Source organism: Candidatus Defluviilinea gracilis (assembly GCA_016716235.1).
In the GTDB taxonomy this organism is placed as follows: domain Bacteria; phylum Chloroflexota; class Anaerolineae; order Anaerolineales; family Villigracilaceae; genus Defluviilinea; species Defluviilinea gracilis.
Genome location: JADJWS010000003.1, coordinates 1 through 19,082 on the forward strand (window position 1 = coordinate 1; position 19,082 = coordinate 19,082).

Here is a 19,082-nt window from a genome sequence, read left to right on the forward strand (position 1 = left end):
GGAGATGGACGTGGTGCGCGAACGCATCCTAGCGTAGGGAAACGTCCCGATGGGCGAACGTCGCCCATCCACCGACACATCCGCCCCATTTGGTGCGAGGAACTTTCGCGCGCGCACGGGTCAGGCTTGTTCACACGCGGCGAGACTTCAAATCTCTTATCTGTTGCGACTCTCGCAACACTCGGCATGCGCAGGAACTCGATAACCTCAGCCCGATCAAAGACAAACGCTACATCCATCACTACAACTTCCCGCCGTATTCCACCGGGCGAAGGGAAACGCACGGGCGGGCAAAGCCGACGGGAGGTCGGTCACGGGGCGTTGGCAGAACGCGCGCTTGAACCAGTTATCCCTGCGGAAGATTCGTTCCCGTACAAGTTGCGAGTCGTATCGGGAAGCGTTGTCCTCCAACGGCTCGACCTCGATGGGTTCCGTCTGCGGCTCGACACTTGCGTTGATGGATGCGGGCGACGCCGAACAAAGCCCCGTCTGGCCGGCGTGGCGATGGGGACTCATCACCGATTTGAACGGCTCAGCCGCTACAAAATCCTCACTGACATCTCATGCACCGAAGATCATCTCGGCGACATGGATTTCAAAGTGGCGGGAACACCGGCCGGCATCACCGCCCTCCCGCAAATGGACATCAAGATCAGCGGCTTGAGCGCGCAGATGATGACAGAAGCGCTCGAACAGGCGAAGGTGGCGCGCATCCATTTGGAAAGATGCCGGCGGTGTTGCCCGAATCGCGCCCTGACATCAAAGAACACGCGCCGCGCATCATCACCGTAAAAATCCTCGCTGATAAGATCGACGCGTCGATCGGACCAAGCGGAAAGAACATCCGCGTACTGCAAGAAGAGACCAGCGCAAAGATCGACATCGAAGAAAAACGGCATGGTGTACATCGCGTCCACCGATGGCGCCGGCGTGAAGATCACGCAGGGAACGCATCGCTGGACTTGGCGAAGAGGCTGTCGTTGGGAACATCTACCCGGCAAAGTCGTTCGCATCGCGGACTTCGGCGCGTTCGTCGAAATCCCTGCCTGGCATGGACGGGCTCGTCCACATTTCGCAACTCGCTTCTGAGCGCGTGAACAAAGTGGAAGAGCGGTCGGCATGGGCGAAGAGATCACCGTGATGGTGACCGACATTGACGGACAAGGAAAGATCTGACTCTCGCGTCAGGCTGTGCTTGAAGGTTGGACGGCAGAAGAGGCGCGCGAGAAAGATCAATCCGCGCTGAAGCGGCGGAGCCGGAAGACCCGGCGGAGATCGCGGGCGCGGAGGGGATCGGCGTGGCGGTGATCGCGGCGGCAGAAGGTAGAACGTGGATGATTAGAAGATTAGAGGATTAGAGGAGTAGAGGATTGAGGGTAGAGAGTGGAAAGCGGATGATGAGGGAGGCATCGTCCGCTTTTTTTTGTTGGGAGGTGTTAGGTGGATTGAGGAGTAGAGTGATTGAAGGATTAGAGAATTAGAGAATTGGAGAATTAGAGAATTGAGAATTAGAGGATTAGAGAATTGAGTGATTGGAGATTAGGTGTCGAGGGGGATTTGACGGCGAGCCGCCGCGTTGGATGACGGGTGTAGATCATGGTGGTTTTGACGTCTTTGTGACCGAGGAGTTCCTGAATGGTGCGAATATCGTAGTTATTTTGCAGGAGTGTGGGTTGCGAAGGAGTGACGGAAGGTGTGAGAGGTGACATGTTTATCAACCCTCGCTAAGCGCGCCGCTTCTTTCACGGCTTTTTGACTGCCGTTTCATGTAAATGATGGCGGCGGGTTATACCCGTCCCTGGCTCTTTGAAGAGGCTGGCGGCAGCGAAGACGTATTGCCATACCCATTCTTTGCTGGCGTTTGGATATTTCCGCTCCAGAGCAAAGGGCAGCTAGACAGAGCCGCATCCTTTTGCCAGGTCTTTTTGATGTATTCGTCTGACTTGCTCCAAATGGCGTTTTAGCGGCTCGACGACACTATCAGGCAGAATGGTAGAACGATCATCGTCGCCTTTGCCATCGCGGATCATCACTTGATGGTTGGCAAAGTCAATATCTTTGACGCGCAGGCGCATGGTTTCCATCACGCGCAAGCCTCCGCCGTACATGACCTGCGCGATAATCTTGTTGACGCCGCTCAAATTGGCGATCACGGATTTGATTTCTTCTTTCGAAAGCACGACGGGGACGGTCTTTGCTTTTTGGGGGCGAAATTCGACAAGGGCGTTTTCATCCAGCGCGATGCGCAGAACATGACGATAGAGAAAGAGGATCGAACTTAACGCCTGTGTTTGGGTAGAGCCTGGGGGTTTCGGGTGGGCTGGCTGGTTCATTGGAATATTTGCCTTTGAATATGTGGGCGTATAATGCTGTACATAGGCAATTATACAGCCTACAGGCTGTATAACCACCCAAACGGTGTCTTATACAGCCTACAGGCTGGTTAAGACATAGTTAGGTTTTCTAGGTAATCTTGGAAATATATGATGGAAAAGAAAAGGCATCACCATTACGTCTGGAGATACTATCTCCGTCCCTGGTCATCAAACGGAAAGATTGCCTGTTTACGGGAAGGAAAATTGTTTATGCCCAAATCTTATGGGCATAGGTCAAGAAAGAGATTTCAAAAACTCAAAGAGTTAATCCCGATGAAATAGCATTTATCAAAAAAAAAAAATCTTGCAATCGCACCCGCTCAAATAAACGCCTCCAAGAAACACACTTAAACTTACTGAAACAGTTCACTTTGTTTTCCAATTTAGAAAATATATTGAGCAATGGGCGTCAAAGACCCAGAACGCGTCTGTTGGAGATGATAGAAACCGCCATTCACAATATTGAAGAAGATTTACATACCGACATAGAAAACACAGCAATAAAATATCTCGATTCAATTTTGCAAGAAGACATTAGGTTTTACGACAAAGATGAAGATTGCATGGAATTTTTGTTGTTTTTGTCGGTACAACACCAACGAACTGAGAAAATTAAAAAAAGTGTTCTCGAAGCCAGTTCGTTAAAGATGTCAAGATGGTTGTGTTTGAAAATGTGGAATGTGTTACGACATATATTTGCCATAAATGTGGCTTGGGTCTTGTACGCAGAAAGAAATTTTTTAGGATGATACTGCTCAAAAACGAAAGCCCTATAGAGTTTATTACAGGAGACCAGCTGTGATAAACACATATTTCAGTATTGGGTAAGAAGACTCCTCCAAACGAATTAGAACCGTATTATCCAGTTTCTTCGCCTAAGTGGCATATTCTAATTAGCGAGCGAGAAGTAATTAAAAGGAACCTAATTTAAAATTACTAAACGGAAAATGATGTAATAGAATACAATAAAATGATTGTGGAAAATTTCAGCAACCAAATTTACGCAACGTCAATGGTTGTCTTGGAAAATATAAGGATTTGCAGAAGACGAAAGCCTTAACAAAGCGTGCACCTGACGTGTGGGATTCTGCGGCATTTTCAAGCATTTTTCTGGCTTCGAGTTTTTCCTGCTCCCAAGCATTGTCCACGCCCGCCCACACGCAGGTAACGCAAACCGTTGGGCGTTTCCACGCAAAATATATTCTAAGGACAATCGTGAAAAATTAAACAATTCATTGTTTTACGACACCGAATAAAGAAAACTTCACTATAGAATATGAAATTATTAAATCCCAAGTGGAACGCGCCATTGAAGTAAAAGACAACTGGAAACACGTGATTGCTGAGACAACCGTTAATGACGACATAACAATAGAAGACCTAGTATCTCGCATTGCATTAAAAGTATCCGCGCCAACCTACGACGAAGACGAAATAGCATTGGATACGGTTTATTTAAGGTCAATGACCCAAATTTATTAAAATCCATCCCTTTCGACCACACATGACTCCTTGGTTTTGCGAAATCTGGAGAACACATTGATCTCTCTCAAGCTGAAACAATAAAAGAAAAAAACATCAAAGATGGGGATGTACTTATCTTTGGACCTGGTTTTCATGGAGGTCCACCTGACCCGTTGACAATTATTGCTAGTATAGCCACTGTTGCACAATTATTTCTTATGATATTGGAAATGTGGAGACAACGAAAGAGAGAGATCGAACTTCCTGACAAGACGCTAATAGATAATAAACATCGAAAATATGTAGAAGAAATTCGTGTCTGCATGGAAGATGGCAGTTGGTTGCACATTAAAGATTATTATATTCGTCCAAACACAATAAACGGTTTTATTGAAAAATAAGCCGTTTCGGATCGAGTACGAAGCCCGATTATGCACTGGTTATTTTTTCAGACGCTTCAAAGTTTAAGATAAAGTTAACCACAAGTGTAGACCGAGAAAATTTAAATGAACTATTAGAAATGTTTGAACGGGAAAAATAGGTGCATATCCCCCAAGAACGCCCAACAAAGCGTGCACTTGACGGGTGGGATTCTGCGCCATTTTCGGGCATTTTCTACACCCGAACAGAATCCTGCTTTTGGAGTTTTATCTACGCCCGCCCACCCGCAAGTAACGCAAGCCGTTAGACCCTCGAAAAATTCCATCTCATTCTTTCTCGGGTAAAACTCATCGGATGACATCGCAAACTACCACCCCGCAATTATTCATAAATTGGTTGAGACTTTCGAGCAGAATTTAGATTCGTATCGTTTCAGCAAAAACGAAACCGAATTGCGCCGTCAGTTTTAGACCCATTTTTACTGCGCTTGGGCCGGATGTTGCCAACGAAAAAGGCTATGCTGTAGCGGGAAAAGAAGTTGACACATGAATTTTCGGTAGATGTTGCAGGTCAGCAGAAAAAAGCCGATTATGCTTTTCGTGTTGGACGTGGGGAAAAGTTCGATTTTCTGGTTGAAGCAAAAAAGCCATCGGTAAAAGTTGAAACCAGCCAAGAAGCGGCTTTTCAAATCCGCCGTTATGGTTGGAGCGCAAAACTTCCCACCTTATCTCTTGACCAACTTTGAACACTTCGCTATTTATGATTGCCGTACAAAGCCAAATTACAGCGATAAGGCTTCAATTGGGCGAATCAAAATTATTCACTACAAAGAATATGTTGAAAGATGGAATGAGATTGTAGAAATCTTCTCGCCCGAAGCGGTGCGAAAAGGTTCTTTTGCCAAATACGCCGAAAGCATGAAAGGCAAAAAAGGTACTGCGGACGTTGACGACGCATTTTTACAAGAGATTGAACGCTGGCGGGAATTGCTTGCTAAAAATATCGCCTTGCGAAATGAAACGATTGATATTGCAGGCTTGAATTATTCCGTTCAAATGACAATTGACCGCATTGTATTTTGCGAATCTGGCGAAGAACGTGGAATCGAGCCGGAAAATCAATTACAGGAAACTATCATCAGCCATGATGATGTTTACCAAGAATCATGCGAGTTATTCAAACGAGCGGACACAAGATATAACTCTGGTCTTCTTTCCATTTCAGCCAAGAAAAAGAACAAAACAGCCGCCCTGATGATTTGACGCTTTCTAATTGACATTGACGACAAGATATTGAAAGACATCATTTCAAATTTGTATTATCCAAAAAGCCCGTATGCTTTTCTTTATATTCCTTCCGATATTTTAGGGCAGGTTTACGAGCGTTTTCTTGGCAAGGTGATTCGCTTAACAGCAGGACACAGTGCAAAGGTAGAAGAAAAGCCAGAAGTCCGCAAAGCAGGCGGTGTTTATTACACGCCTACTTATATCGTGGAATACATCGTAGAAAACACAGTTGGAAAACTTGTTGAAAAGAAAAGTCCGAAAGATGTTGCTTCACTAAAATCATGGACCCTGCTTGGGGGTCGGGGTACTTTCCTGCTAGGCGCATATCAATTTTTATTGGATTGGCATTTGAATTGGTATGTTGAAAATGAGCCTGAAAAAGCCGAGAAAAGCAAAGCCATTGTAAAAGTTAGCGATGGTTACAGGTTAACTACTGCGAAGAAAAAAGAAATCTTGCTCAACAATATTCATGGCGTGGACATTGACGCGCAAGCGGTAGAAGTGACCAAACTTTCTCTTTTGCTCAAAGTATTGGAAAATGCCAGCGGCTTGGGCAGTTAGGAGTTCAAAGGAGCGAGTTTTGCCCGACGGGAAGTATCATTAAATGCGGTAATTATTAATTGGCTTTGATTACTTTGAAGGCGGATTAATGCCCGATGAAGAAGAACAAGCAAAAGTTAATCCGTTCAATTGGAAAAATGAATTCAAAGAAGTCTTTGCAAAAGGTGGTTTTGATGTTGCTATTGGAAATCCGCCCTACATTGATTCTGAATGGCTAACAAAGACAAATCCTTAGAACCCCGTAGATAACTGTAAAAACAAAACACTATCAAAGCGCAAAAGGCAACTGGGATATTTTCTGTGTGTTTGTAGAAAAGAGTCTGGAAATTTCAAAGCAATATTCAAGCATGATTATCCCGAACAAGTTGCTTTCGGCTGGTTATGCTCGCGCCACAAGAAATTACATTACTCAAATCACTCAATTATTGGTTATCCACGATTACTTAGCGTCTCCCGTGACTCCCCGTTCGCAGTTTATCCTAATTGTTTATATAGTCAAGGCACCGACTAATTTTAGCAAATCAGGTTTTATGAATTAAACGAATCAAACCGAAACAGCGTGAAATGGCCGAAAAAGAACAGCCTATTGAACGTGGGAAAAAATTAAATCAACTCTGATGGAAATAGTTGGTTCACTTTTAGCGGGCAGGACAATGACTTTATAGAAAGATTTAGAACACTCTGTAAACGCCTTGATGAAGTTGCTACCGTAAATGGAGAGGGCAATCAGTATCCGAAGCATACGAATACAAAGAGTATGTGATTAATGAGCCAAAAAAAAGAAGATTACTTTTGCTTTTGTAAACACAGGAACAATTGACCGTTACGCTGTTTTATGGGGTATTTATCAAACCACATATATAAAAGCAAAGTACGACATGCCTGTTATTCCTAAAAAATATTGGTCTAAAATGGCTGAGAAAACAGGTTATCAAAGCCAGAAAGCAGGAAAATTATTGTAGGCGGAATGAATAAACGCCTAGAATGCGTAGGTACAGATGACGGCAAATTACTGTTGCTGGCAAATCTATCAATAATTACATCTAGCGAAATTGACTCGCCCAATATCTTCTTCGTTTATTAAATAGCAAGTGTTGCTAACTTATTATTACCGCAATAACTTTCAGGATATCTTTAGGCGGTTTTTTGAGAATTGGACCGCCGCAATTAAAAGAATTGCCAATTCAAAGTTATTGAAAAAGATAGTCCGCAGTTCAAAAAGATGGTTAGTCTAGTTGAACAAATTACTCATTCATCGAAACGGCTTGCAGAAGCAAAAACGCCACAAGAGCAAGAGATTAGAACGTCAAATTCAAAAAACAGATTCATTCAATTGACTCGCTTGTTTATGAGTTATACGGATTAAGTGATGAAGAAATAAAAATCGTGGAAGGTCAGTAGTAAAATGGGTTCAGGTCTTTTAATGGCAAAGAGTCTTGCAGGTCAAGAGCGCCCAACAAAGCGTGCACCTGACGCTGGGGATTCTGCGGCAATCTCAAGCATTTTTCTGGCTTCGAGTTTTTCCTGCTCCCAGGCATTCGCCGCCCGCCCCCAGCGCAGGTAACGCAAACCGTTGGGCTGTTCCTTTGAAAATTTTGGTAGGAATAAATAATGTCAAATCCAAGTGGATATAGGGATACTTTACTTAGTTTCCTACACCAACCCAATTTGTTTGTCATTGAGGACACAAAAACAAGCATGAAGTGTCCATTTGAAATAAGCCCTAATCATTTTCTAAGTTTTGCAGAAAATGACCTTGCCTCAAAATTACCGCACAAGTATGTAAACGCCTTAGCAAACATCAAGCGTGCGTTAGATTGTCAAGTGTTATCTATTTTTCTTTCGCTTGGAATGCCCACAAAGAAAATCAAAAAATTGGGGCTGGAAAGAAAATTGCAAATAATACAAAAATTAGGTTTGGTTTCGCCACGAATATTGAACAAGGTTACTGCCGTCAGGAATTTAATGGAGCATGAATTTACCAATCCTGACAAAGAAACAGTAATAGACATGAAAGATGTTATTTCTTTGTTTATTGCTTATACTGACACAATAATGATGAATTTTTCTGATGAAGTTGTTGTTGCGTTGAAAAATGAAAATGACGAGCCTGATTCTGAAGAGGTGAAGATATATCTAAAGCCAGATAAGCATTCTTTAGAAATTTCGTCAAATTTTTCGCCTGAAAAAATTGTTTTATCGCCCAGTGATGATGATTTTTTTGTTTTCACAGAACGATTGTTATTCATAAGATGGGGTATTGGAACTAATCCGCTAGCAGAGCCTTGATAATGAATAATGCGATTTCTGTTGAACATATATTAAGCCTTCTTTTTAATTACCAAGATAGCATTTTGGGAAGCAGCATTAAAGGGCTTGCAAGACCTTTTGATATTTCTCCCAATGCCTTTCTAAAGTTCGCAGAATCGGATTTACAATCCGAATTGTCTCACAAGGCTGTGAATGCTTTATCAAACACAAAAAGAGCGATAGATTGTCAGATTGAATGTATACTTGCAACAACTGGCATTAATTTACCTGACATTGATTTTCCAGAAAAGTTGAATATTTTGAATGAAATAGGGTTATTGTCACCAATACTCTTGCAAAAGATAAATCGTGAACGTAATTTGCTTGAACATGAATTCGTAAATCCACCATCAGAAAAAGTAGCAGATGCCCTCGATATTGCGACATTATTCATATCGTACACTAATGCAAAAATGCAAAAATTTCGAGATGAAATTCTTTTTGACACGGGAATTATAGGGATAAATGTATTTGATGGATATATTCAAATCAGAGTAGATAGTAATGAAAATTCTATTATTTTAGAACATCCCAATCAACATTATTATTCTGCTATGAAGTGGTTGATTCAAGTTAGCAACGAATGGTGGTAAATTCTTTAGCCATCGTTTTGGTAGAGCAAAACAGCCCAACAAAGCGTGCAGTGGATTGGCGGGAGTCTGCGCGACTTACAGGCATTTTTCTGACTTCGGGTTTTTTCCGCTCTTGGAACTTTTTCCTAGCCCGCCCGCCAACCCCTAACGCAAGCCGTTGGGCATCGGGTCATGTGAAATTCAAAATCTGAATCTGGCTGGCTGGCAGTTTTCTTCGCTCGTTGTTTCGGTCTTTGGGTTTCTCATTTCTTCCAGTCCATCTCGCTTTGCCTGCAAGTTGTTTTGCTTTTCAGTTTTTCTGCTCGCTTTTATCTTTTGGCTTTTTATGTTTGCTCGTAAGTTGTTTTTGGGTTTCGCTTCATCCTCTGCATTTACTTTTTTAGCCAAGTCAGTTTGCATTTTCTTTTGGTTGGTTTGTTTTGTGGTGCTTGGGCAAGTTTGGTTTGCTCGCCGTTGTTTTTTCGCAAGTTCCGTTGGCTGGCAAGGTAGGCAAAGTTTTTCGTTTTATGGTTCTCGTTCTGGGCAAATTGTTTCGGTTTTGGTTGGGTTTCATCGTTCATGTGTTTTCGTGATGGTTCTGTGTTTTTATGTTCAGTGTCGCCTTGCCTGTGTCGTATAAAAAGGTTTGTTGTGGGTTTGTTGGTTTACGTCCACAGTTGGCAAGCCCTCAAGTCCCATGCCCAACAAAGCGTGCAGTGGATTGGCGGGAGTCGCCGCGTTCTGAAGTAGAATTGCACAAATATCACGGTTTCGTTGGTTTTGGTCACTCCCCCGCCAACCACTAACGCAATCCGTTGGGCGTTTTCTTGCAAAACAATAAGGAAAATTTATGTATAGTCACGCACCATCAGAGTACACTTGTCCATATTGTTTATTTGTTCAAAGTAAAGAAAACGACCAGATTCCAATGGCGCAAACCGATATAGTGGTTCAAACTGCCGATTTAACAGCGTTCATTGCAACAAGAAAATGGATTAATAATCAAGGTCATGTGCTTATCGTCCCCAACCAACATTTTGAAAATATCTTTGATTTGCCTTCAACACTTGCAGAGCAATTTCATACTTTGACTAAAAATATTGCATTGGCGATGAAATCAGAATATCGGTGTGATGGTATTACAATTCGGCAACATAATGAACCCGCAGGAGACCAACACATTTGGCATTATCACCTGCACGTTATTCCACGCTATAACGATGATGATTTTCAGAATTCCAAAAGAGTTTCGTTTGAAGCCAACGAGCGAGCCGAATACGCTCAAAAGTTGAAAAAGTGGTTTGAAACTTCTCGAAGTTCATAGATTGCAAATGTCGAGTTGATTAAGTAACGTTTTGGCAGGCTTTATTTTTGGTCATTTCTGAAAAACACGTTGTGTGTAAAATCTGGTCAAGTTGGCGGTGTCGTCATTTTTTAGGCGGCGAGTCTTGCACAACACAAAAACGCCCAACAAAGCGTGCACCTGACGTGTGGGAGTCTGCGCGATTTATGAGCATTTTTCTCGCTTCGAGTGTTTCCTGCTCCCAAACATTGTCCACGCCCGCCCACACGCAGGTAACGCACACCGTTGGCACGCCCCTTGCGCAACAAGGTGAAAACCGTTCAAGTAAGCAATTCGCCTTTTTAACTGTCTTATCGTTAACCCAATCAAGGAGATTTTATGAGCGATAATTGTTGTTCGCAAACGTCCGCAGGAAGTATGGTTTGCGAATTGCCACAAGTGACAGTTCAGCATAAGCCATCCGCAGAAGTATTTTGTCCTGAATGTAACCAAAAAGGAAAGGTTGTTCAAGGTCAAACTGTCAAGGCACTTTTGTCAGTTTCGTTGCGTTCAATTCAAGATACAGAGTATTATTTTTGCCGCACGCAATCTTGCCCTGTTGTTTATTATTCGGCTGATGGCAAGTCCGTTTTTACAACATCGCAATTGCGTGAGCGTGTTTATCAAAAAGAGCCAAGCGCAGATGATGTATTTGTATGCTATTGCTTCAAGCATACGGTATCAGAAATTCGTAATGCTTCACCTGAAGCCCGTGTTTCGATGGTAAATGATATTAATACTGGCATCCAAGCCAATCAATGCGCCTGTGATTTACGAAACCCGCAAGGTTCCTGTTGTTTAGGAAATGTGCGTAGTTTGATAAAGAACATAGAGCAGGTATCTGTCCCATCATAAAGCACTTTCTGTTATAAGTTGTGGAGTCTTGCAAAACAAAAGCGTGCCAACAAAGCGTGCACTTGACGGGTGGGATTCTGCGCCATTTTCGGGCATTTTTCTACACCCAAACAGAATCCTGCTCCCAAAGTTTTATCTACGCCCGCCCACCCGCAAGTAACGCAAACCGTTAGCCGCCTGTCCTGCAAATATATATAGGAGTGAAGTATGAAAAAAACGACCTTTGCAGTCCAGCAAATGGACTGTGCATCTGAAGAACAATTAGTACGTTTGAAACTTCAAGAAGTCAGCAATATATCTTCTTTGCAGTTTGACCTTCCCAATCGCCAGTTGGATGTTTTCCATACAGGCGATTATCAATTAATTTTTGAAGCACTTAACAGTTTGCAACTCGACACAACTCTGATTGAAAGTGGCGCAACAGATGAGTTTGTACCAACTGGCAAGGATAATTTAGAGCGGAAATTGCTTTGGCAGGTTCTGTCTATTAACTTTTTCTTTTTTGCCCTTGAAATATTAATGGGTTTCATCTCCAATTCAATGGGGCTTGTTGCCGATAGTTTAGATATGCTGGCAGACAGCCTTGTTTATGGGCTTGCACTTTTTGCGATTGGCGGAACAATTGCCAAGAAAAAGAATATCGCCAAAGCAAGTGGGTATTTCCAAATAGTTTTGGCTATTTTTGGTATTACCGAAGTAATCAGACGTTTTCTTGGGTTTGGTGATGTTCCCACATTTCAAATGATGATTGTTATTTCATTGCTTGCTTTGATTGGAAACGCAACCAGTTTGTTTTTGCTTCAAAAAAGTAAAAACACAGAAGCCCACATGCAAGCCAGCATGATTTTCACCTCCAATGATGTGATAATCAACATCGGGGTTATTCTCGCTGGTATACTGGTTTTTGTAACAAACTCCAAAATTCCTGATTTGGTTGTCGGAGCAATCGTATTTATTATTGTGGCACGTGGCGCATATCGTATATTGCAAATTGCAAAGTAGTCTATTAACAAAAACGGCGGCTAACAAAGCGTGCAGTGGACAAGTGGGATTCGTCGCCGTTTTCAAGCATTTTTCTGGCTTCGGATTTTTCCTGCTCCCAAACATTATCTCAGCCCGCCCACTTGCCACTAACGCGAGCCGTTAGGCGCTGACTTGCAAGTCATTGATAAAATTTAACAAGAGTTATTTCCAAAAGCAAAGGAGCAGGTATGATTGACCCAACAGGTTTACCAATTCTCTTAAAAACTTTAGATTTTTTGTTTGGAGAGGCTCAAAAAATCCTGCAAGAACGCAGAGAACGTCGCGCCTCAAAAAATATTAATGTTCAAGACAGCAATAAAGATAGTCATCAAGCCTCAAATAATAGAAGTTCAGAATCTATCGGGTCGATTAATGAGGCAATGTCTACTCAGATTTCCGAAAATATCCTCAAGAATGAAATTTCAGAACTTGAACATTTGTTGAAACTAAAGGACACATACAGCAAGAGATATCAACTTGCTAAAGAGAAAATCTCGATTTATGGAACACTTGACACACCCTACAAAGTGCTGCATGAACTTGAAGAAGCAGAAGAAGGCATCGAAGATGTTGTCACGAAATTAAAATCTACGTTGGCAAAAATTTACAACAAGGAAATAGTTGTCAATAATTAAATCTTTATATACAAGGAGAATGAAACATGGCAATAGACTTAGATTTTCGAGTAAATATCGACAATTCATTTTCAATTCAAGCACTATGGCAAAGCATTTTCTCAGACGATCAAAGATTAATTAATTTTGCAGTTGCTAAAAAGGATGGCGTGTTGTTTGAATCTGGTTTTCAGGAGCGATGGAAAACAATTGACGTGCAATTGCAATATTTTGTTTGGTTAACATTGACAGCCAAAGAGCAAAGAAAATTCATACTGGCATTAAATGCCGATCAGCAAAGGCAAATACTACTAGACATATCTACCGCCGAGCGAGAAGAATTATTTAATGTAATGAGACCTCAAGGCGTGTTAAAACTAATAAGTACAATGACAACTTCTGAGCAGGCTAAAATATTATTAAGTCTTTCAGAAACGCTTAGAATTAATCTGCTTAACTTCCTTTCTGAAAGCGACAGACAAGACATCCTTGAATCGGGAAAGCAAAATAAATCTTTAGGGGAATAAAAATGCAAACTATTCAATGGTTTTTTCAAAAAATCAACCTTCCAAGCCTTGAAGAAATTAAGAATGGAATTTTCGAATTAGGAAAGAAAGTCGTTTCAGCCGTAAAATGGCTTCTCTATGGAACTCAGGAGAAAGACGAAAGTGGCTCTGCGAAGGCGAATGAAGGAAGCAAAAGCCATCCTTCTCCAATTACACAACAACCAACATCCCTGCCAGAAGAATTCAAAGGTATTGAAATCAAAGATCAGATTGAAGAACTCGAAATCAGGGAGGCACTCTCTCAACTTGCAAGAGATGGGAAAGAGTTGGAAGAAATACAAACAGAAGAAGAGCACCACAGAAATTTATTGTGCAAATACAGAACCAATAGACGTATTATTGAAGAAAAAATAAGTGGTTACGGGTCATTAGAATCACCCATCAGTTTACTAACTGAATTTGAAGAAGTTAAAAAGTCAATAAAAAGCGTGGAGCAACGAATTGATACAATAACAGAAAGAAGGGCTTTATTGATGGAAAACATCAATCAAGCAAAGGAAAAAGCAAAAAGATATTCAAAGTAAATAGTGAAATCAAAAAGCGCCTAACAAAGCGTGCACCTGACGTGTGGGAGTCTGCGGCATTTTCGAGCATTTTTCTGGCTTCGAGTTTTTCCTGCTCCCAAGCATTGTCCACGCCCGCCCACACGCAGGTAACGCAAACCGTTGGGCAGTTCCCTGCAAAGGATAAATAGTATCAATATGCAAAAAAAGATTCTTGGATTGAGTTTATCGCTGGCTGTCCCCGTAATTTTCACATTGTTCATCAATCCAGTGTTCATTAAACTTAATATCAATGAACCAGTTTCTACCTTGATAGGGTTTGGTGTATTTTGGGGCTTGGCTTTTGTGATGCTATTTTTTACACAAACCGTCGAGAATCAACCACTGGCAACTATTGGCTGGAAATCCCTATCTTGGAAATCAGGGCTAATAGCAGTTGGATTGGGTGTTTTGTTATCACTATTAGTCCCTGTTCTCACGTTATTAATTAGCAAAGTTTTTCCGCCGTCAAATTCAGGAACAGTAGCACAAGTCGCATCTAATTATTCTTGGTGGATATTACTCTTAAGCGTGTTGACAGCAGGTATAACGGAAGAGATTTTGTTTCGTGGTTATCCACTAGAACGATTACAGAAAATTACAGGGAATAAATGGATTAGCGGGTTGATTAGCCTGGTATTTTTTGTGGCTGTTCATGCCACAGGATGGAATCTCGCTCACATTGTTGGCGTGGTGGTTCCATTAGGTATTATCCTTACTGGTTTATACTTTTGGCAAAGAAATTTGTTATTCGTGATGATTGTTCATGTGGTTATAGATTTGCCGTTAGTTTTTATAGCATTGTTATCATAAAAACTGCCCAACAAAGCGTGCACTTGACGCTGGGGACTCTGCGCGTTTTTCGGCAGTTTCTCTACCTCAGCCGTTTTCCGTTTGGACGGCGTTCCGCCGCCCGCCCCAGCGCAAGTAACGCTCACCGTTAGGTGTCTGCTTCGTTAAATCTTTCAGGCGCTTTGCAAAAATAAGTTGTGTTTCAAATTGGCGTTTTGAGTCTTGCAAATCAGGATTTTGGTTTTTAGCAAAGTTTCTTGTTCAATAAAATCGGGCATTTTTAGCAGTGGCGGTTTCCAAAATTTTATTGGCTTTAAATTAGCTCATGGTTTTGGTTCAAAAAGTTTCGTGTTAAATTTACTCAGGTTTCTGAAATCGGCTTCAAGATTTTCAGTTAAAGTTTTGGCAAGCAAGAGGTTTCATTTTGTGGTTGTCGAGCTTGTCGAGACACAAAGTCCGTTTTTCATGGCTTGCGCTCTTTTTGGTAAAGTCAGGTTTCTAAAATCGGCTACATTTTTTTAGAAAAAGTTTTGGCAAGTTTGGGTTAGGCTTTTTTGTCAGGTTTATTTTTTCTGGCAAGTAATTTCTTTGTAAAGTCAGTTTTTGGCAAAGGTTTCAGTGGTTGTTGAGCTTGTCGAAACACAAGTTCTAAACTTTGGCGTTTTGGTAAATCAGTTTCGTTTTCGCTGGCAAAGTCGGGCTTGTAAAAAATTGTGGTACGTGTAAAATCAAGTCATAAAAGGCGTGGTTCTGTTTTCAGGCAAAAGGTCTTGCGCAACCCGCAGTCACCTAACAAAGCGTGCAGCGGATTTTTGGGAGTCTGCGGCTTCGAGAAGCATTTTTCTCGCTTCAAGTTTTTTCTGCTCTCAGGCATTTTCCCAGCCCGCCCAAAATCCGCTAACGCAAACCGTTGGGCTGTTCCTTTGAAAAATTATGACTAATGAAAATAGTGTTTCTCTAATTCATGAAACTGTAAGAAACTTGCTTTCTGTACAGCAAAGCCAAAAAACATCACTTGAAAATAAAGCAAGTATGTTAATGGCTTTTGCTGGCGGAATGTTTGCTTTACTCATGGGAGCAAGAGAAACTATTATCCTTATCCCCGTTAGTGGTCAAATTCTTGTGCTTATTGGTATAGTGCTATTTGCAATCTCGGTTATTTGCTCAACTATTGTATCTTGGGTAAGAAGTTATCGAATTGACCCAAATCCAGAAGTTTTAGCGCACGAATATCTAAATCAATCACCCGATGAAACAAAATTGCAAATGATTTCAAATATGATTGGGTCTTGGAAAGAGAATTCCGTCATAATAGAACGAAATGCTATCATATTACGGCTGGCATTTGTGTCACAATCATTAGCGTTCACTTCGTTAGGCGTCGCCTTGTTTATATCGCTATTTTAGGAGCGGAGACAATGAGCAAATCTAAAAAAGATAAACCTTTATCACTCCCTCCAGAAAACCCAAACCTCAAACTCAAAGGTTCTTCAAGAACACCTACGCATTTTGACCAGCGGGGGCAGAAAGTAAGCGACCAATATAACGCAACCAATATTGAAATTCATGGTAATGTCGCAGGTAGTACTATAATAATTGGCAATGAAAATGAAGTTGCGCTTGATAAAATTATCATTTGCCCAAAATGTAAACACGAAAATTCTAAAACCGCAAAATCTTGTGTTAAATGTAGCACTTTACTAATATTTACTTGTCCAATATGCAAAGCCGAAACACCTATGAGTTCAAAGTTTTGCTCTGGTTGCGGGCAAGAAATTTCCTTGCTAATTGAACAGAGCAAGAAAAAAGACGATGAAAAATGAGTAAGTTCTTGTACGCATAAAACAGCCCAACAAAGCGTGCACCCGACGCTGGGGATTCTGGCGCGATTCCAAGCATTTTTCTACGCCTCAGCATTTTCCCAGTCGGACGGCGTCCCGCCGCCCGCCCCAGCGCGGGTAACGCAAACCGTTAGCCCGCTTCGCGCAAAAGATTATCACGTTATAAAATCTGCAATAAATAAGGAGATGGAAAATATATGGAAGTTTCTTCAATCATTGCAGGCATCGGTGGTGTTGCCTTGTTAGCAGGAATTTTTGGAGGTGGTATTGATGTTGAAAAATTCAAAATACCTGCTATCTCAACGCAAATTAGAATATTATCTGTAATTGTCGGAATTGTTTTACTTATTATCGCAATAGTGCTTTCAAACCCTAATGTTGGCGCAGGTTGGATAATTGGGGGTTCTCCAGTTGAAGTTGAATCTCGTGAAGCAACTGTCACACGACATGAAGTAAACAATTGGAATTTTGGTGAAACAACAACTGAAATTTCTGGTAAATGCGCTGAAGATGTTCACAATCGCCCAATTCCATTTATTTCTTATGAAGCAGGCGATGAAATTCCAAAAGGCTATTTGATATTAACTGATTTATCGGCTGGCGGAAAATATCACTGGTCTCAATTTCCTGTAGAAGCAGTATGTATTGATTTTAGTACTGGATTATTTGAGACAACTGATTCTTTTATTGCACCAAATGGTGGCTCTTATTGGAAAATTATTCCTTGATAGACAAAAGCGGGCTAACAAAGCGTGCAGCGGATTTTTGGGAGTCTGCGGCTTCGAGAAGCATTTTTCTCGCTTCAAGTTTTTTCTGCTCTCAATCATTTTCCCAGCCCGCCCAAAATCCGCTAACGCACACCGTTGGGCTGTTCCTTGCACAAAAGGTATGAATGAAAAACAAAAACATTGTTTCAGTTTGGTTTGTCGTTTTTATCTTGGTATCATGTGCGCCAGCGGCTAAAGTTGTTCCAACAGAAGCGGCTATTCCAACTTCGACCTTTACATCTGATAATTGGAAAGAATATTCAAGTAAATTTACATCAGATGCTGGAACAATCCAATATAGCCTTGATTACCCTCAAGATTGGTATGTTTATCCAGGTTCAACCAAAAGTGAGCCAGGTTTAGAAGGTCAGACTTACATTCAAGACTTTGTACGCATTGGCGAAGTAGGTGGTGATACCTCAGACTATCAAGTGGCAGGTACAGTAAGATTAGAAATCTATGCACTACCTTGTGCAATAACAGAGGAAGGCTGTAATCCTGCGGGATTATCTATTCTCGCACCGAATTTATCAGCTGTTAAAAAAATAGAAAACCGTTCTGGCTGGACAGTATGGACAGTGTTTTTATACACAAAAAATTATCGTCTTTCACTTGATGGATACATGATAGGAACGCCTGAACAAAATGATAACTTGATAAAAGTTTTGGATAAAATTCTTTCTACTGTAGTTATCCAATAATCATGGTGTCTATCTGTCCAACACAGCCCAACAAAGCGTGCAGCGGATTTTTGGGAGTCTGCGGCTTCAAGGAGCAGTTTTCTCGCTTCAGGTTTTTTCTGCTCTCAGGCATTTTCCCAGCCCGCCCAAAATCCGCTAACGCAAACCGTTAGCCCGCTCCGCTAAAAGGGAAAAGTATTCAATGAGCAAAAACGAATCGGCATCTTCAAATAATCTTGCCCCAGTTATAACCGCCATAATTGGAGTGATTGGCACAATTGCGGTTGCGTATTTTACATTTCGGAGTAATGTAGCCCCTAAAGAACTTGAGATAAGCGCAACTCAAACAGCAGAAAGTTTCAAAGCAACCCAAACAGCCGCCGTATTGTTTGCAGTGCCTACAGATACCCCAAGTATTACGGCTTCCGAAGCGTCATTAACTCCATCACCAACGACATCATCGGCATATCTTTTTGAAGATGGTTGTATCAATAAAGGTGTGTGGAGTTTGCTTGAAGGAAACACAGCACCCGAAAATAATAATTGCTGGAATTTAGAGAACAAAGGTATTTTTGCATTACAAGAAACAGGACTATCAATTAATGTAATCAATCCCCCAAGTTCCAGAGTAAACGGGCTTGTTACAGGCATTTCGTCTGATACAGATATAAGTTTCAAGATGGAAATAAGTGAGTTGGCTACTATTTCTGATTGGAATACTAATATCGCAATCGGATTATTACCGAGCGCAACATCTATCCCAAGCCAAGATGGGACTTCTATCCTTTTTCAATCAGGAGTGCAAGACAAACCTATATGGATGATGTTGCAAATGCCCGACATTAAGCAAATATATCTACCACCACCTCGAATATCAATAAATCAAGTTTACAATGTCAAACTTGAAATTCGTGGAACAAGGCTCATAACGTATTTAGAATACGAAATTGTAGATGATAGAAGTTTACCCAAAGCCCATCCTTTTCTTTGGGTGGGGTACACGGTTGCACAAGGCGCAACGCTTTCTGTAACATTGACAGATTTTTCGTTGATTTCAAGATAATTGAGAAAATGTTAAAAGCAAAAGGTGTTCTTAAAAATAAAAGCAGGC

General features: G+C 41.5%; 24 protein-coding genes and 1 pseudogene. 22 read left to right on the plus strand and 3 right to left on the minus strand.

All coding sequences use genetic code 11. The features are described from left to right. Positions 1-186: 186 nt before the first annotated feature. The 3 genes from IPM31_13735 to IPM31_13745 all read left to right on the plus strand — a co-directional run bounded on the left by IPM31_13735 (position 187) and on the right by IPM31_13745 (position 1,358). The gene (locus tag IPM31_13735) at positions 187-792 is read left to right on the plus strand and encodes a hypothetical protein (protein ID MBK9008039.1); all 606 of its coding nucleotides are present in this window, start codon (positions 187-189) and stop codon (positions 790-792) included. After that, complete coding sequence (locus tag IPM31_13740; protein ID MBK9008040.1) at positions 738-1,097, plus strand: hypothetical protein; 360 nt, start codon at positions 738-740, stop codon at positions 1,095-1,097. Before IPM31_13735 ends, IPM31_13740 begins: the two co-directional genes overlap by 55 nt. Positions 1,098-1,202: 105 nt before the next feature. Then, positions 1,203-1,358 carry a hypothetical protein gene (locus tag IPM31_13745; protein MBK9008041.1) on the plus strand — a complete coding sequence of 52 codons (156 nt, stop codon included), beginning with the start codon at positions 1,203-1,205 and terminating at the stop codon, positions 1,356-1,358. A 150-nt stretch (positions 1,359-1,508) separates the two neighbouring features. On the opposite strand, the pseudogene IPM31_13750 reads toward IPM31_13745, so the two are convergent. Continuing rightward, a pseudogene (locus tag IPM31_13750) lies at positions 1,509-2,333 on the minus strand (integron integrase). A 2,425-nt stretch (positions 2,334-4,758) separates the two neighbouring features. Here IPM31_13750 and IPM31_13755 point away from each other — a divergent pair. The 7 genes from IPM31_13755 to IPM31_13785 all read left to right on the plus strand — a co-directional run bounded on the left by IPM31_13755 (position 4,759) and on the right by IPM31_13785 (position 8,970). Beyond that, the gene (locus IPM31_13755; GenBank protein MBK9008042.1) at positions 4,759-4,965 is read left to right on the plus strand and encodes a hypothetical protein; all 207 of its coding nucleotides are present in this window, start codon (positions 4,759-4,761) and stop codon (positions 4,963-4,965) included. After that, the gene (locus IPM31_13760; protein MBK9008043.1) at positions 4,952-5,482 is read left to right on the plus strand and encodes a hypothetical protein; all 531 of its coding nucleotides are present in this window, start codon (positions 4,952-4,954) and stop codon (positions 5,480-5,482) included. The genes IPM31_13755 and IPM31_13760 overlap by 14 nt, the downstream gene beginning before the upstream one ends. Positions 5,483-5,512: 30 nt before the next feature. Then, the gene (locus tag IPM31_13765) at positions 5,513-6,067 is read left to right on the plus strand and encodes a hypothetical protein (GenBank protein MBK9008044.1); all 555 of its coding nucleotides are present in this window, start codon (positions 5,513-5,515) and stop codon (positions 6,065-6,067) included. A gap of 88 nt (positions 6,068-6,155) precedes the next feature. Next, positions 6,156-6,302, plus strand: coding sequence for a hypothetical protein (locus IPM31_13770; protein ID MBK9008045.1), 147 nt, complete (start codon positions 6,156-6,158; stop codon positions 6,300-6,302). Positions 6,303-6,369: 67 nt separating this feature from the next. Next, positions 6,370-6,606 carry an Eco57I restriction-modification methylase domain-containing protein gene (locus IPM31_13775; GenBank protein MBK9008046.1) on the plus strand — a complete coding sequence of 79 codons (237 nt, stop codon included), beginning with the start codon at positions 6,370-6,372 and terminating at the stop codon, positions 6,604-6,606. 1,072 nt (positions 6,607-7,678) lie between these two features. Continuing rightward, positions 7,679-8,356 carry a hypothetical protein gene (locus tag IPM31_13780; GenBank protein ID MBK9008047.1) on the plus strand — a complete coding sequence of 226 codons (678 nt, stop codon included), beginning with the start codon at positions 7,679-7,681 and terminating at the stop codon, positions 8,354-8,356. Positions 8,357-8,358: 2 nt separating this feature from the next. Beyond that, complete coding sequence (locus IPM31_13785) at positions 8,359-8,970, plus strand: hypothetical protein (GenBank protein MBK9008048.1); 612 nt, start codon at positions 8,359-8,361, stop codon at positions 8,968-8,970. 180 nt (positions 8,971-9,150) lie between these two features. Here the strand turns inward: IPM31_13785 and IPM31_13790 are convergent, their stop codons facing one another. Both IPM31_13790 and IPM31_13795 read right to left on the minus strand, forming a co-directional pair. After that, a complete protein-coding gene (locus IPM31_13790) occupies positions 9,151-9,369 on the minus strand; it encodes a hypothetical protein (GenBank protein ID MBK9008049.1) in 219 nt (72 codons plus the stop codon). After that, positions 9,342-9,530 carry a hypothetical protein gene (locus IPM31_13795; protein MBK9008050.1) on the minus strand — a complete coding sequence of 63 codons (189 nt, stop codon included), beginning with the start codon at positions 9,528-9,530 and terminating at the stop codon, positions 9,342-9,344. Before IPM31_13795 ends, IPM31_13790 begins: the two co-directional genes overlap by 28 nt. A 269-nt stretch (positions 9,531-9,799) precedes the next feature. On the opposite strand from IPM31_13795, the gene IPM31_13800 reads away from it, so the two are divergent. The 12 genes from IPM31_13800 (at position 9,800) to IPM31_13855 (ending at position 19,034) form a co-directional block, all read left to right on the plus strand. After that, on the plus strand, positions 9,800-10,273 hold the full coding sequence (locus IPM31_13800) for an HIT family protein (protein MBK9008051.1): 474 nt from the start codon (positions 9,800-9,802) through the stop codon (positions 10,271-10,273). A gap of 357 nt (positions 10,274-10,630) precedes the next feature. After that, positions 10,631-11,146 (plus strand): hypothetical protein, encoded by a 516-nt coding sequence (locus tag IPM31_13805; protein ID MBK9008052.1) that lies wholly within the window; start codon positions 10,631-10,633, stop codon positions 11,144-11,146. Between the two features lie 207 nt (positions 11,147-11,353). Further along, complete coding sequence (locus tag IPM31_13810) at positions 11,354-12,148, plus strand: cation transporter (protein MBK9008053.1); 795 nt, start codon at positions 11,354-11,356, stop codon at positions 12,146-12,148. A 209-nt stretch (positions 12,149-12,357) separates the two neighbouring features. Further along, on the plus strand, positions 12,358-12,804 hold the full coding sequence (locus IPM31_13815) for a hypothetical protein (protein ID MBK9008054.1): 447 nt from the start codon (positions 12,358-12,360) through the stop codon (positions 12,802-12,804). A 26-nt stretch (positions 12,805-12,830) separates the two neighbouring features. Then, complete coding sequence (locus IPM31_13820) at positions 12,831-13,310, plus strand: hypothetical protein (GenBank protein MBK9008055.1); 480 nt, start codon at positions 12,831-12,833, stop codon at positions 13,308-13,310. Between the two features lie 2 nt (positions 13,311-13,312). Further along, positions 13,313-13,873 carry a hypothetical protein gene (locus IPM31_13825; GenBank protein ID MBK9008056.1) on the plus strand — a complete coding sequence of 187 codons (561 nt, stop codon included), beginning with the start codon at positions 13,313-13,315 and terminating at the stop codon, positions 13,871-13,873. A gap of 177 nt (positions 13,874-14,050) precedes the next feature. Beyond that, on the plus strand, positions 14,051-14,704 hold the full coding sequence (locus tag IPM31_13830; protein ID MBK9008057.1) for a CPBP family intramembrane metalloprotease: 654 nt from the start codon (positions 14,051-14,053) through the stop codon (positions 14,702-14,704). 912 nt (positions 14,705-15,616) lie between these two features. After that, the gene (locus IPM31_13835) at positions 15,617-16,090 is read left to right on the plus strand and encodes a hypothetical protein (GenBank protein ID MBK9008058.1); all 474 of its coding nucleotides are present in this window, start codon (positions 15,617-15,619) and stop codon (positions 16,088-16,090) included. Positions 16,091-16,101: 11 nt separating this feature from the next. Beyond that, entirely contained in the window at positions 16,102-16,506 is a 405-nt protein-coding gene (locus IPM31_13840) for a zinc ribbon domain-containing protein (protein ID MBK9008059.1), read from the plus strand. Between the two features lie 215 nt (positions 16,507-16,721). Continuing rightward, the gene (locus IPM31_13845; GenBank protein MBK9008060.1) at positions 16,722-17,252 is read left to right on the plus strand and encodes a hypothetical protein; all 531 of its coding nucleotides are present in this window, start codon (positions 16,722-16,724) and stop codon (positions 17,250-17,252) included. A 164-nt stretch (positions 17,253-17,416) separates the two neighbouring features. Next, positions 17,417-17,992, plus strand: coding sequence for a hypothetical protein (locus IPM31_13850; GenBank protein MBK9008061.1), 576 nt, complete (start codon positions 17,417-17,419; stop codon positions 17,990-17,992). A 181-nt stretch (positions 17,993-18,173) separates the two neighbouring features. Then, a complete protein-coding gene (locus IPM31_13855; GenBank protein ID MBK9008062.1) occupies positions 18,174-19,034 on the plus strand; it encodes a hypothetical protein in 861 nt (286 codons plus the stop codon). Positions 19,035-19,082 lie beyond the last annotated feature (48 nt).